The organism is Pseudomonas sp. P8_241 (genome assembly GCF_034008315.1).
Taxonomy (GTDB): domain Bacteria; phylum Pseudomonadota; class Gammaproteobacteria; order Pseudomonadales; family Pseudomonadaceae; genus Aquipseudomonas.
On record NZ_CP125377.1, the window covers coordinates 777,266 to 791,843 of the forward strand.

At 59.1% G+C, this 14,578-nt stretch carries 11 protein-coding genes; 1 reads left to right on the plus strand and 10 read right to left on the minus strand.

Features of this window, described 5'->3' with window-relative positions; translation table 11 throughout:
* Positions 1-155 precede the first annotated feature (155 nt).
* The gene (locus QMK58_RS03435) at positions 156-5,369 is read left to right on the plus strand and encodes an NEL-type E3 ubiquitin ligase domain-containing protein (protein WP_371259747.1); all 5,214 of its coding nucleotides are present in this window, start codon (positions 156-158) and stop codon (positions 5,367-5,369) included.
* A gap of 64 nt (positions 5,370-5,433) precedes the next feature.
* On the opposite strand, the gene ureC is transcribed toward QMK58_RS03435, so the two are convergent.
* From ureC to urtB, 10 genes are all read right to left on the minus strand, one after another.
* Positions 5,434-7,134 carry an urease subunit alpha gene (gene ureC / locus QMK58_RS03440; RefSeq protein WP_053153840.1) on the minus strand — a complete coding sequence of 567 codons (1,701 nt, stop codon included), beginning with the start codon at positions 7,132-7,134 and terminating at the stop codon, positions 5,434-5,436.
* Between the two features lie 167 nt (positions 7,135-7,301).
* Entirely contained in the window at positions 7,302-7,607 is a 306-nt protein-coding gene (locus QMK58_RS03445; protein ID WP_053153843.1) for an urease subunit beta, read from the minus strand.
* A complete protein-coding gene (locus QMK58_RS03450; RefSeq protein WP_053153845.1) occupies positions 7,607-8,140 on the minus strand; it encodes a GNAT family N-acetyltransferase in 534 nt (177 codons plus the stop codon). Before QMK58_RS03450 ends, QMK58_RS03445 begins: the two co-directional genes overlap by 1 nt.
* A gap of 6 nt (positions 8,141-8,146) precedes the next feature.
* Positions 8,147-8,680, minus strand: coding sequence for an N-acetyltransferase family protein (locus QMK58_RS03455; RefSeq protein WP_320395866.1), 534 nt, complete (start codon positions 8,678-8,680; stop codon positions 8,147-8,149).
* 9 nt (positions 8,681-8,689) lie between these two features.
* The gene (ureA, locus tag QMK58_RS03460) at positions 8,690-8,992 is read right to left on the minus strand and encodes an urease subunit gamma (RefSeq protein ID WP_053153851.1); all 303 of its coding nucleotides are present in this window, start codon (positions 8,990-8,992) and stop codon (positions 8,690-8,692) included.
* A gap of 161 nt (positions 8,993-9,153) precedes the next feature.
* Positions 9,154-9,993 (minus strand): urease accessory protein UreD, encoded by an 840-nt coding sequence (locus QMK58_RS03465; RefSeq protein ID WP_320395867.1) that lies wholly within the window; start codon positions 9,991-9,993, stop codon positions 9,154-9,156.
* A 161-nt stretch (positions 9,994-10,154) separates the two neighbouring features.
* Positions 10,155-10,853 carry an urea ABC transporter ATP-binding subunit UrtE gene (gene urtE, locus QMK58_RS03470; RefSeq protein WP_053153857.1) on the minus strand — a complete coding sequence of 233 codons (699 nt, stop codon included), beginning with the start codon at positions 10,851-10,853 and terminating at the stop codon, positions 10,155-10,157.
* A 132-nt stretch (positions 10,854-10,985) separates the two neighbouring features.
* Positions 10,986-11,858: an urea ABC transporter ATP-binding protein UrtD gene (gene urtD, locus QMK58_RS03475; RefSeq protein WP_320395868.1), complete on the minus strand. Its 873-nt coding sequence runs from the start codon at positions 11,856-11,858 to the stop codon at positions 10,986-10,988.
* The gene (urtC, locus tag QMK58_RS03480; protein WP_053153863.1) at positions 11,855-12,934 is read right to left on the minus strand and encodes an urea ABC transporter permease subunit UrtC; all 1,080 of its coding nucleotides are present in this window, start codon (positions 12,932-12,934) and stop codon (positions 11,855-11,857) included. Before urtC ends, urtD begins: the two co-directional genes overlap by 4 nt.
* On the minus strand, positions 12,934-14,436 hold the full coding sequence (gene urtB / locus QMK58_RS03485) for an urea ABC transporter permease subunit UrtB (protein ID WP_053153866.1): 1,503 nt from the start codon (positions 14,434-14,436) through the stop codon (positions 12,934-12,936). Before urtB ends, urtC begins: the two co-directional genes overlap by 1 nt.
* Between the last annotated feature and the right edge of the window lie 142 nt (positions 14,437-14,578).

The window sequence follows — 14,578 nt, forward strand, 5'->3', positions numbered from 1 at the left end:
TGGTTGGATCCACTGTTTTTTCGACTTTTTTTGGGGGCGAGCGGTGAATAAGCTGGTGGCTCCCAATTCATTAAATAAGTGAACAAATTATGGCCGATTTGCATGGAAGCAATTCGATAGAAAACGCCGAGCCCGTTTCGAACGATAACAAGGGGATGCATTACAACCGTGTATTCGAAGCGATACCGCCGGCAATAAAAACGGCTCCGATTGCGCGTTTGAAAGCGCTGGTCGAAACCAAACCTGCGATGCCGGATTGGTATGCAGGTGCTTCAGAGGACGATCGTCGGGAACTCAAAACGTTGATGGATGAACGCTGGCGCCTGCAAGGACAACTGGACAAGACGCTCGGCGACTTGCAGCACGACATCAATGCCTTCGCCAAGCCTTTGCTGAGCAACGGGCTGCAGTCGACATTCAAGACCTTGCAGAACGTTGATGACCTGACCGTTCAACTTGAAATGCCCAGCAAAATCATCTTCGGCATCGACACCGGCGCCAGTCGCGTTCGCACCTCAACGATGGTGCAAGCCGCGTTGCACAACTTCGAAGCGTCTGAAACCGAAAAAGATGCATTTCGAAACAGTTCAGGTGTCTATCGCAAGGACCTGCGCGGCAGCCTTGTACTCGACCCGGCGATTACGCTGCCGGAGTTCGCAACCTTATGCCGAGAGCTGGATATCGGCGGGCAATACCAGAAACACCTCCAGTCCATTCTTCTGCCAACGTCTTCGCAGGCAAAACAGGTGTTGCAGCAGGAATCATTGGCCAGCGAGAAATCAGCCTTTCATGTGGCGGCACTGACTGCGCGGTTGAAGGGCGACATCTGCCCGCAGGTGTTCGGCAAGTTGGGGGGCATCCGCGAGGGTCACGAGAATGTCACCCTGGATGACCGGCCGCTGCACGGTCATCGATTGTCGCTGATGGGATTTCGGCTGACCGGCATTGTGCTGTTCAGTGCGGTCAGTGAGCCTTCCCAGATCAAACAGGCCATTGATGCGTTAACGCCCGACGCCTGGAAATTCTGGAGTGAATGGTCCGAGAGAATTCCGGTGCTACGGGGCAATTCATATGACCGCTTCAAGCTGTTGCAGGCGTTCTTCGCCAACGGACCGAAGGGTCTGGTCGATGAAGTGATCCGAAAGGACGACATCCATCAGCAGAGTCGCTTGACCGGCACGTTGATCGCCTATGTACCGGATGATCCGGACCATCCTGTAAAGGAATACGCATCACTGAGCGACTTCATGAAGACGCTGATCAGCCAGTTGCGAAACCCGGACTATCAGGCGTTTTTCAGCCGATTCGTCGCGCACAAAGACAAGGGGCATTTCTTCGCACGGGTCAACGAACGCCTCAAGACATTCAAATGGGTGCAACGCGAACCTCTGGACATGGGGCCCTGGTGGCGGGAAACGGCGGTCGAGAATCCCAATGCCGAGCCCATCACCAACACGATAACGGGTGATTTATGGTTGCGCCTGTTCATCGATCGGCGTGACAAGGCCATTGCCGATGCTCGCAGCATTGCCGTGCCGACCGACGATGAAGATGCGACAACCCGGTTCAAGCGCCTGACCAGCTATCTCGACATCGGCTGGAACATTTTCAGTTATGCAGCGCTACTCGTACCCGGTCTTGGCGAGGCAGTGCTGGGCATCATGGTCGCGCAAATGCTGGCCGAGCTTGCAGAAGGTATTGAGGACTGGAGTAAAGGTGACAAGGAGGAGGGAGCAGCCTACATCAATGGTGTCCTGATCAACTTCGCCCAACTGGCGATCATGGGCGCCGGGCATGTGGTACCGGGCGGGGCGGTGAGCCCGGTCAAGGTTTCACCGTTTGTCGAGGGCCTTAAACCGGTGGCATTCGGTGATGGGGAAAAACTCTGGAATCCTGATCTGAAGCCTTACGAACATCCGGTCGCCGTGCCCAAAACCATCGTAGCCAGCGAGGATGGGCTTTACCGGCATCTAGGGCAGGATCTGCTGCGGATCGACGACAAACATTATGCGCTCAAGCAAGACCCGAAGACCGGACAGCAGCGACTCGCGCACCCGACCCGGCCAGACGCTTATCAGCCGTTGCTGGAGCATAACGGTGCTGGCAGCTGGAAGACTGAACTCGACATGCCGCTGGAATGGGACAAGGCGACGTTGCTCAGGCGTTTGGGAGCGCAAGTTGACGGATTGTCCGATGAAACGCTGGAGCAGGTTCTGCACGTCAGTGGTGTGCACGAAAATGCATTGCGCCGCCTGCATGCCGAGCACGAAACCATGCCTGCGCTGATGGGCGATACGCTTGAACGTTTCAAGGCGTATGCAGATGCCGAAGCTTGCGAAGCGATGATTCTCGCCAATCGAGTTAACGCGGATCTGGCCGGATTTTTACCCCGGTTCATGACTGAGTTGAGTGGATGGCCCCGCGGTAAGGCCATCGAAGTGTTTGAAGGGCCTGATTTGTCAGGTCCTTCGGTCAAGGTCGGGGATTTCAAGGCTGTTGCCGCGCAGACGTTAACGTTGAGCCATGAGGACCTCGTCGCAGGAAAACTGCCTGAAAAGGTCGTGGATTTTCTCGATGAAACGGCATTGCGCGACGTGCTTGGAGAGTGGCTGTCGGGTGACCGGACGGCGCGCATCGAGACCTTGCGCAAAAAACTGTCAGAGCAGGCAGCCAAACAAAAACGGCAGCTTTTCGATGGTCTTTATGCACAGCGCGAGCGCCTCACGACCCCCTTGGTGGCACGCCTCAAGCTCCGAGCGTCGGACCTGCCGAACAGCCTGGCGGAAGAACTGCTGCATCATGCTGATCCGGCGGACTTGAAGTTCATGACCGAAAAAAAACGCGTGCCTATGGCCCTGTCCCGACAGTCTGACCAGGCCTTGGAGCAATTGCGTCTGAACCGTGCATATGAAGGGCTTTACCTCCCGGAGCTGTACAGCAGCGACACCACGCGGCTGGTCCTGCATTCACTGGAGTCTTTGCCGGGTTGGCCCAAGGATTTGCGCCTCGAAATCCGCGACTATTCCGCTCAGGGCAACTTGTTCGACAGCGTCGGAGCGCAGAGCGCACCGATTCGTAAAGTACTGGTCCGTAGCGAAAACGGGCTTTTTGAGGCCAGGGATGAACTCGATCAGCACTTGCACGGTGAGGACACGCTATACGCCGCCGTCCTGCATGCCTTGCCCGACGCGCAGCGCACGGCGCTGGGCTTTGAAATTCATGACGCGCAGGGGCTGGAGAAGGCGATTCAGGACAATCCACTGAGCCACGAACGGCTTGAGCCGATTCTACTGGAGAACCCGATTCGCAAACCTCACTACGACCCCGAGATCATGAAACTGCGCGGTGGTATGCCTGGCTATACCCGGCAGGCGTTGGAGTGGACGGGGTTTCGTCGACGTGTCCGCTCGTTGTACCCGGCGTTTACCGAAGCAGAAGTTGAATCGCTTCTGGCGCAGTACGGACAGGAGAGTGTCGTGGTCGAACAGGGCCTCAGAGGCCTGGAAGCCGAGTTCGATCAGTTGAGCCGGACCCTGCAACAGTGGATCAACTCTCAAACCATCTCGTTTCGCTTCAGCCCAGCGGGCGTCGCCGAATGGGAAGCCCGAAACCGCTTATACAAACTGATCAGGCAATGCTGGCAGCGTGTCGGGCCGGAAGGGGAGGAGATGCCAGGCGTGATCCGGCCTCAGGCGCTGATCCTCGATGATTTGCCCATGGGTCGTCACCTTGTCGGAATGCCGAAGTTGCGCGCCAATTTTGATCATGTCACTCACTTGAGCCTGCGCAATACCTCCCTGCTGGCCAGTCAGACGCAATTTCTCGAGCCATTCCGGTGGCTGCGGCAACTGGACCTCACGGGCAACCTGCTCAATCGTCTGCCCCCAGAAGTGAGCGAGATGTGGTTTTTGACGCATCTGACGCTCATTGACAACGACATCGCGCTGACCCAGAGCGCCGTGGCGCGTCTGAAAAAACTGACGCAGCTTAAATGGCTAAACATGAATGGCAACCCGCTGGTCCTGGTGCCAGACATCAGCCAGATGCCGCATCTGGAGATTTTGACCCTCGTCGGTTGTGGCATCGACCGTTGGCCAGTTGGGCTGTTCTCCAAGCCACGTCCACGGCATATCTATCTGGACCTGCGCTTAAACCGGCTCGAGCAGATCCCGGTGGTGGCTCCCGGCTCGTTTCGCGCGGAACTCCTGACACGCACCCGGTTGAGTCATGAGCCGCAGTGGTTATCCGCCGATAACCGGAACACCCTCAGGTTGTATGCCGAATCAATCGGGATGGACCCTGAGCGGCCCTATCCACCCAGGGGAGTCATGGACGGCGCTTTCTGGGATGAGGGCATGTCCAGGGAGGAATGGAGCGTCAGGCAGAAAATCTGGGACGAGGTGGAAGACGAATACCACTCGGAAAACTTTTTCAATGAGATCCGAAAGCTCACCGAGTCCGCTGACTTCAAGGCAGGGGGCGCTTACCGAATCGATTTGACCGGTAAAGTCTGGCGAATGCTCGAAGCCATGGCGCAAAACACCGAGTTACGCGAGAAGCTTTTCAATGAGGCCCTTTCCCCCACGGAGTGTGTCGACGGCGGCACTCAGCTGTTCAACGCGATGGGGGTCGAGGTGCTGGTTCATGAGGCCTATGCATTGGTTGCCAAGGACCTGGTCGAAACGCAACTGCTGGAACTCGCCCGGGGCAAGTCACGCCTGGATCAGCTTGGCGCTATCGCCCGTCGACGGGTGTCGGAACGCCTGGCAGCGGGTGAGCGATTCAGGCGTGTAGATGCGCAAGGTGAGGTCACAGGGTCGATTGATGAGGTAGAGGTTCATCTGGCGTATATGACAGAACTGGCGCAGCGGTTGGATCTTCCCTGGCAGGCGCGCGGCATGCAGTTTCGCAGGATTGCCGGTGTGACACCGCCGATGATCGAGGCAGCTGAGCAACGGATTCTTGCCTTGGAGGAAGGCGACTTGCTGCGCGATTCGATCGCAGAACAACCGCTGTGGAATCGCTATGTAAAGGGCTCTAACCGTCAGGCGTTCAAGCGTCTTCAGCGCCGTATCGATGCGACAACCGAGTACAAAGTAGCGATGGACACAAGGGCAGAAGATTTGACGTTATCACCCGAAGAAAAGGATCGCCTGAAAGAAGAGCTTCGAGTGCTGGCGACGGAGCTGGGCAAACCGGAAAGTGATTTTGCTGCTGGCCAGATCATGAGTGAGGAAAGCTATATCGCAGACCTCGAACTCATTGATGAAGAAAAGAACACACTGCTGAAAAAACTGACGCAGGAAGCAATGGACCGGGCAAAGATCCAGAGAACGGAGATCCCTTTCACGGTAGAGCAAAGTAGCTGATCGTCTGCACTTGGCCCCGATGACAATGGGTGTCATCGGGGCTTTTTTCTGCGCGTTATTGTGCTTAAAACAGAAAGTATCGCTGCGCCATCGGTAAGGTTTCTGCTGGCTCGCACCACAGCAACACACCATCGGCCTTTACCTGATAAGTCTGCGGATCAACATCGATGTTCGGCAGGTAATCGTTGTGGATCAGGTCGGTCTTCTGCACATCGCGGCAGCCTTTGACCACGGCGATTTTCTTCTTCAGCCCCAAGGCTTCCGGCAATCCGGCATCCTGCGCAGCCTGGCTGATGAAGGTCATGCTGGTGGCATGCAATGAGCCGCCGAAGCTGGCAAACATTGGGCGGTAGTGCACGGGTTGAGGCGTGGGAATTGAAGCATTGGCGTCACCCATCAGGCTGGCCGCGATGGCGCCGCCCTTGAGGATAAGCGTCGGCTTCACGCCAAAAAATGCCGGGCGCCAGAGCACCAGATCCGCCCATTTTCCGACTTCGATCGAACCCACTTCATGGCTGATGCCATGGGTGATCGCCGGGTTGATGGTGTACTTGGCGATGTAGCGTTTAGCGCGGAAGTTGTCGTTGCCTTCACCATCCAGAGGCAGCGGGCCACGCTGCTTTTTCATCTTGTCGGCGGTCTGCCAGGTTCGCGTGATGACTTCGCCGACGCGGCCCATGGCCTGGCTGTCGGAGCTGATCATCGAGAAGGCGCCGAGGTCGTGGAGGATGTCTTCGGCGGCAATGGTTTCGCGGCGGATACGGCTTTCGGCGAAGGCCACGTCTTCGGCAATGCTTGGGTCCAGGTGATGGCAGACCATCAGCATGTCGAGGTGTTCGTCGATGGTATTGCGGGTGAACGGCCGGGTCGGGTTGGTCGAACTCGGCAGCACGTTGGTAAAGCCGCAGGCCTTGATGATGTCCGGCGCGTGCCCGCCCCCGGCACCTTCGGTGTGATAGGTGTGGATGGTGCGACCCTTGAACGCGGCGAGGGTGGTTTCGACGAAACCGGATTCGTTGAGGGTGTCGGTGTGGATCGCGACTTGTACGTCGAATTGATCGGCCACCGTCAGGCAGTTGTCGATGCTTGCGGGCGTCGTTCCCCAGTCTTCGTGCAGCTTGAGGCCGATGGCGCCGGCCTTGACCTGCTCGATCAGCGGCTCGGGCAAACTGGCGTTGCCCTTGCCGGTCAGACCGATGTTCATCGGGAACGCGTCGGCGGCCTGGAGCATGCGCGCCAGGTGCCATGGCCCGGAAGTGCAGGTCGTTGCGTTGGTGCCGGTGGCGGGGCCAGTGCCGCCGCCGATCATGGTGGTGACGCCGCTCATCAGTGCTTCTTCGATCTGTTGCGGGCAGATGAAGTGAATGTGCGTGTCGATGCCGCCAGCGGTGAGGATCATGCCTTCACCGGCGATCACTTCGGTGCTGGCGCCGATGGCGATGTTCACGTTGGGCTGGATGTCCGGGTTGCCGGCTTTGCCGATGGCGGCGATACGGCCGTCCTTGAGGCCGACATCGGCCTTGACGATGCCCCAGTGGTCGATGATCAGCGCGTTGGTGATCAGGGTGTCGACGACTTCGGAAGCCAACAGTTGGCTCTGGCCCTGGCCGTCACGAATGACTTTGCCGCCGCCGAATTTCACTTCTTCGCCGTAGGTGGTGAAGTCCTTTTCGACTTCGATCCACAGCTCGGTATCGGCCAGGCGCACCTTGTCACCGACGGTGGGACCGAACATGTCGGCGTAGGCTTGTCTTGAGATTTTCATGCGCATGCCTTGGGATTTAATTGAAATTCAAACCGCTCGCGTTGCTCGCTATCGCAGCCTCGCTGCGCTCGGCAGCTCCTACAGGTCACCGCAAAAGCGGTGTTGGAATGCGATTCCCTGTAGGAGCCGGCTTGCTGGCGAAGGGGCCGGTACTGGCGCGGCATGACTTAGAGATCACCCATGATCCTGCCGGCAAACCCGAACACCCGACGATGCCCTGCCAAATCCACCAACTCAACCTCGCGACTCTGCCCCGGCTCAAACCGCACGGCGGTGCCGGCAGGAATATTCAGGCGCATGCCACGACTGGCGGCGCGGTCGAACGTCAGCGCGTCATTGGTTTCAAAAAAGTGGTAGTGCGAGCCGACCTGGATGGGCCGGTCGCCACTGTTCGCCACCTTAAGGCTGAGGGTGCGACGGCCGACGTTGAGTTCGATGTCGCCGGGCTCGATCTGGTATTCACCGGGAATCATCAATGGGCTCCTTGGAGAATCTTGTAGTAGAGGGCGGTCGGCTTGTAGCGACCACTCGGGTCACAGGCGTAGTCGGGAATTTCCCCGGCGCGGGTGTAACCCAGAGCCTTGTAGAAATCCTCGGCGGGCGAACCGGCCTCGGTATCGAGGTAGAGCATGCCGCGCTGGTGTTGCAGGGCGGCTTTTTCCAACGTCGCCATCAACTGCTGGCCCAGACCGCGACGCTGTGCATGTTCGCGGACCAGTAGTTTTTGCACTTCGGCGCGGTTCAAGCCATTGGGTTTGCGGCACAGGCCCAGTTGCACACTGGCCTGCACCTGTTCGTCCTTGACCACCACCCACAGCAGCACGTTGCCCTTGTTGAGGTTGTCCTGGACCTCGTCGAAGTAGGCGTGGGCCTGCATCGCATCCAGGTCTGCCATGAAGCCGACGCTGGCGCCGTAACCGACGGCATCGAGCAGCAAGTCAATCAGGCCCTGACGGTAGTGGGCAAAGCTTTCAACGTTGACGCGTCGCAGTTGGGCGGCGTTCATTGGGCGTTACTCCTTACTGACGCTTGGCGGCTCTGCACCGGGATTGAGGGTCAGCTGCATGAATGTCAGGTCGAGCCAGCGGCCGAACTTGGTGCCTACCTGAGGCATTTGTCCGGTGGTCTTGAAACCGGCGCGCTCATGCAAGCGAATCGATGCAGCGTTACCGCTTTCAATGGCCGCGACCATCACGTGTTTTTCGCAGTCTTTGGCGCGCTCGATCAACACAGTCATCAATTTCGGACCGAGCCCATTGCCGCGCTGGTCGCTGCGCACGTAAACCGAGTGCTCGACGGTATGGCGGAAGCCGTCGAACGGTCGCCAGTCGCCGAACGAGGCATAACCGAGCACAGTGTTGTCGGCATCGACGATGACCAGAATCGGATACCCCTGGGCTTGCCGGGCGCGGAACCAGGCCTGACGGTTGTCCAGGTCGACGGATTGTTCGTTCCAGATCGCGGTGGTGTTGAGCACTGCGTCGTTGTAGATGTCACGGATCGCCGGCAGGTCGGCGTGCACGGCATCGCGGATGGAGTAAGTCATGGCGCGGTCTCAGGCGATGGGTTGATGGACGGTGACCAGTTTGGTGCCGTCAGGGAAGGTGGCTTCGACCTGAATCTCGGGGATCATTTCCGGGATGCCTTCCATCACTTGTTCGCGAGCCAGCAGAGTAGTACCGAAGTGCATCAACTCAGCCACGGTCTGGCCGTCACGCGCACCTTCGAGCAGGGCGGCGGAGATGTACGCCATGGCTTCCGGATAATTGAGTTTCACACCGCGCGCCAAACGCCGTTCGGCGACCAGGCCTGCGGTGAAGATCAGCAGCTTGTCTTTTTCGCGTGGGGTCAGGTCCATCGTTGGAATCCATTTTTGGCAGAATAAATATCGTGCGTTTTGCCTCCCGTAGGAGCTGTCGAGCGAAGCGAGGCTGCGATCCTTTGATCTTGAATTTGCTCTTCAGCGGAAAAAAGATCGCAGCCTCGTTTCACTCGACAGCTCCTACAAGGGATCGGTGTTCAGGTGTTCCATATTCTAGGGGGGACGGCTTCGCGGCCAAGCAACGCCGGGCGGAGCAATCGCCACAAATCGATCAGCCATCCCCGCGCCAACAACGCTTCACTGGCCAGGCACCGGGCAACCAGTAATCCTGGAAGTTGGGTCAGATCCCCTCGCACGTCGTTGGGTAGCGAGCGGCAGCTCTCCAGCAGTTCACTATCAATCTCACCCGTCACCAGCAACGTAGCAAACACCGGCTGCCCATCCAGTCCGATCGGCGAATCGAGCAAACCGTCATTTCCGACAATGCGCTGACGTTCATGCCAGAGCAACTGGCCGTCGCGACGGATATCGAGTTGCGCCTGAAAATGTCCGAGGTCAAAGCGCTCGCCGCTGGCCGGTCGGCCCAGCGCCACAACGTCCCAGTAGAACAGCCGCGCATCGCCTTCAAGGTCGACGCAGGTGCTGAGTTCAGCCTGGGCGGCGCTGAAGACGATCGTCTCTTGCGGCAACCATTCCAGGGTCCCACCGGCCGCCACCTGCAACTTCAACTGCTGATAGGCGGGCCCGGCTGCGCGATACCACTTGGCTGCGCCGGGACTGGTGATCTGCGCCCAGGCATCGGTGCCAACGCAGGCGGAGATATCCAGCCGATCACCGCCGGCGATTCCACCGGGTGGATGGACGATGATGTGCTGGCAGACTTCAGGCCCTTCGGCATACAGATGCTTCTGCACCCTGAGCGGGCCTTGGTGTCGGCGCAGAACCGGGCGGGTGCCGGCCCCGAATCGGGCATAACCCAGCTCCAGTTCGGCGTGCCAACTGGGGGTAAACAAGACGCCGGAAGCTGGAAGAGTCATGGTCAATGCTTATTGTGAGATAAGCGGATCTCTGCAAAGGCTGTGCCGGGGACATTACCGGCAGGAGGCGGCAATTGATCGTCAGCGCGCACCAACAGGAGGCGTCGCATGGGTAGCGCTGCAACAAATTGGTGCTTCATGCTTTTTTTTGGCCGGTGAGATCAGATCGTGACCAGTCCGCGCACGCCCTCGGCTTCCATGTTTTCGCCACGGCCCTGTTGCACGATTTCGCCCCGGGACATCACCAGGTAGTGGTCGGCCAGTTCGGCGGCGAAATCGTAGAATTGCTCCACCAGCAAAATCGCCATGTCGCCGCGAGCAGCGAGCTTTTTGATCACTGCGCCGATCTCCTTGATCACCGACGGCTGGATGCCTTCAGTGGGCTCATCGAGGATCAGCAGGCGAGGGCGGCTGGCCAAGGCACGGCCGATTGCCAGTTGCTGTTGTTGGCCACCGGACAAGTCGCCACCGCGCCGTTGTTTCATTTGCAGCAGTACCGGGAACAGCTCGTAGATGAACGCCGGGACTTCCTTGGCTTCGCTGCCGGGGAATCGCGACAGGCCCATCAGCAGGTTTTCCTCGACGGTCAGACGGCCGAAGATTTCCCGGCCTTGCGGGACGTAAGCGATGCCGGCGTGTACGCGTTGATGGGGCTTGAACGTGGTGATCGGTTTGCCCTCCCAGTTCACTGCGCCTTCCTTGGCCGGCAACAGGCCCATCAGGCATTTGAGCAGGGTGGTCTTGCCCACGCCATTGCGCCCGAGCAGACAGGTGACTTCGCCGACCTTCACGTCAAACGACAGGCCGCGCAGGATGTGGCTTCCGCCGTAGTACTGGTGCAGTTTTTCGACTTGCAGCATTCTCACGTTCTCCTCAAATCCCCTGTAGGCGCTGGCTTGCCAGCGATGAGGCCATGACATTCAACATCAATGTCGGCAGTTGCATCGCTATCGCTGGCAAGCCAGCTCCTACAGGTTTTGTATTCGCAAACTTCAGCGACCGAGGTAGACCTCGATGACGCGCTCGTTTTCCTGCACCTGCTCCAGCGACCCTTCGGCCAGCACACTGCCCTGATGCAGCACAGTGACGTGATCGGCGATCGAACCGACGAAGCCCATGTCGTGTTCCACCACCATCAAGGAGTGCTTGCCGGCGAGGCTTTTGAACAACTCGGCGGTAAATTCGGTTTCGGCATCGGTCATGCCTGCCACCGGTTCGTCGAGCAGCAGCAGTTGCGGGTCCTGCATCAGCAACATGCCGATCTCCAGAAACTGCTTCTGACCGTGGGAAAGCAGGCCCGCCGGCCGATTGACCGAAGTGGTCAGGCGAATGGTCTCCAGCACTTCGGCGATGCGGTCTTTTTGTTCGCCATTCAGGCGAGCGCGCAAACTGGCCCATACCGACTTGTCGGTTTTCTGCGCCAGTTCCAGGTTTTCAAACACGCTCAGGGCTTCGAATACCGTCGGTTTCTGGAACTTGCGACCGATGCCGGCCTGGGCAATCTGCACTTCGCTCATTTGCCTCAGGTCCAGGGTTTCGCCGAACCAGGCCTTGCCGTGGCTTGGGCGAGTCTTGCCGGTGATCACGTCCATCAGCGTGGTCTTGCCAGCGCCATTGGGGCCGATGATGCAGCGCAATTCGCCGACGCCGATGTACAGGTTCAAATTGTTCAGCGCACGGAAACCGTCGAAGCTGACGCTGATGTCTTCCAGGGTCAGGATCGTGCCGTGACGGGTATTCAGGCCGGGGCCTGCGCGCAGGCCGAGACCGAGGGCATCGCGGCTGGTGCCAGCATCGCGGTTGGGTTCCAGCGGTGGAAAGAATGCCGGTTCGAGCATGAATTCAGCCGTTGCCGTAACTCTCATTGTTCACCTCTTTTCTTCAGCAAACCAATCACGCCTTTGGGCAGGTACAGGGTCACGACAATGAACAGCGCGCCGAGGAAGAACAGCCAGTACTCGGGAAACGCCACGGTGAACCAGCTCTTCATGCCGTTGACCACGCCAGCGCCGAGCAATGGGCCGATCAAGGTGCCGCGCCCGCCCAGGGCAACCCACACCGCGGCCTCGATCGAGTTGGTCGGCGACATTTCGCTGGGGTTGATGATGCCGACTTGTGGCACGTATAACGCGCCTGCCAGACCGCACAACACTGCACTCAACACCCAGACGAACAACTTGAAGCCGCGAGGGTCATAGCCGCAGAACATCAGACGGTTTTCCGCATCGCGCAGGGCGGTGAGTACCCGGCCGAACTTGCTTTGCGCCAGACGCCAGCCGATGAACAGGCTCGCCACCAGCAGCAGCACTGTGGCAAGAAACAGCACGGCGCGGGTGCCAGGTTCGGTAATGCCGAAGCCGAGAATCGTGCGGAAATTGGTGAAACCGTTATTGCCGCCGAAGCCGGTTTCGTTGCGGAAAAACAGGAGCATGCCGGCGAAGGTCAGCGCCTGAGTCATGATCGAGAAATACACGCCCTTGATCCGCGAACGGAAGGCGAAGAAACCGAACACCAGTGCCAGCAATCCCGGCGCCAATACCACCAGACACAGGGTCCAGAGAAAGCTGCTGGTGCCGATCCAGAACCACGGCAGTTCGGTCCACGACAGGAATGTCATGAACGCCGGCAAGCCATCCCCCGAGGCTTGGCGCATCAGGTACATGCCCATTGCATAACCGCCGAGGGCGAAGAACAGACCGTGACCGAGGGACAGCAATCCGGCGTACCCCCAGACCAGATCCAGCGCCAGGGCGACGATGGCGTAGCAAAGGATCTTGCCCACCAGAGTCAGGGTATAAGCCGAGACGTGCAGCGCGCTGTCCGGTGATAACAGGGACAGCAGCGGCAACGCCAACAGCAATACGAGGATCACCGCACCGACGGCAATCGAGACTTTAGGTCCGGCTTTTTGTGTCGCGGTAACGAGCAGGGGCTGGTTCATCAGTCGATCACCCGTCCTTTCAATGCGAAGAGGCCTTGCGGACGTTTCTGGATGAACAGAATGATCAGCGCGAGGATGAGGATCTTGCCGAGCACGGCACCGATCTGCGGTTCGAGAATCTTGTTGGCAATCCCGAGACCGAACGCTGCGAACACGCTACCGGCCAATTGGCCGACGCCGCCGAGCACCACCACCAGGAACGAGTCGATGATGTAGCTCTGGCCGAGGTCCGGGCCGACGTTGCCGATCTGGCTCAGCGCCACACCGCCGAGGCCGGCGATGCCCGAGCCGAGGCCGAAGGCGAGCATGTCCACGCGTCCGGTGGGCACGCCGCAGCAGGCCGCCATGTTGCGGTTCTGCGTGACAGCGCGCACGTTCAGGCCCAGGCGTGTCTTGTTCAACAGAAGCCAGGTCAGCACCACCACGGACAAGGCGAAGGCGATGATGACGATGCGGTTGTACGGCAACACCAGGTTCGGCAGCACCTGAATCCCACCCGACAACCACGCAGGGTTGGCCACTTCGACGTTTTGCGCACCGAACACCAGACGCACCAGTTGAATCAGCATCAGGCTGATGCCCCAGGTGGCGAGCAGGGTTTCCAGCGGCCGGCCGTAGAGATGGCGGATCACCGTGCGCTCCAGCGCCATGCCGATGGCGGCGGTGACGAAAAACGCGACCGGCAACGCGATCAGTGGATAGAACTCGATGGCCTGCGGTGCGTAGCGCTGGAACATCAACTGCACCACATACGTCGAGTAGGCGCCGAGCATCAGCATCTCGCCGTGGGCCATGTTGATCACGCCGAGCAGGCCGAAGGTGATCGCCAGTCCCAATGCCGCGAGCAGCAAAATCGAACCCAGTGACATACCACTGAAGGCCTGACCCAAGAGTTCGCCGATCAGCAGTTTGCGTTTGACTTGAGCGAGGCTGGTTTCGGCGGCGGTATGCACGGTGGCATCGGTTTCGACACCGGGCTCGAGCAAGCCTTCGAGACGGGTGCGGGCCAACGGGTCGCCGGTTTCACCGAGCAAGCGCACGGCGGCGAGGCGCACGGCGGGATCGCTGTCGACCAATTGCAGATTGGCCAGGGCAAGGCTCAGGGCGCTGTGAACGCCTTCGTCCTGTTCGCCCGCCAGTTGCTGGTCGAGGAATTTCAGTTGCGCCGGTTTCGCGCTTTTCTGCAATAGCTGCGCGGCGGCCAAACGGACTTTTGCGTCGGCGGCGAGCAACTGGTGACTGGCCAGAGCAGTATCGATCAGACCCCGCAGACGGTTATTCAGGCGCAAGGTTTTTGGTTGGCCGTTGACGGTCAATTCGCCTTGTTGCAGGGCGTTGATCAGTTCGATGCGAGCGGGATCGGGCTGCGCGGCCCAGGTTTCCAGCAGCTTGGCTTGCTGCACCGGATTGGCAGCGACGAAGTCTTCGGCGTCGCCGGCATGAGCGGCCATCGGCAACAAGAGTGCGATGGCGAGGATGAAGCGATAAAAGGCAGTGGGCATGTCGAACGTCCTGGTCATGCACGGACCCTGTAGGAGCTGGCTTGCCAGCGATGGCATCACCTCGGAGCATCAAATACGACCGAGTCGTCTGCATCGCTGGCAAGCCAGTTCCTACAGGTGTTGTGTCAGACCCGAGCTCCAA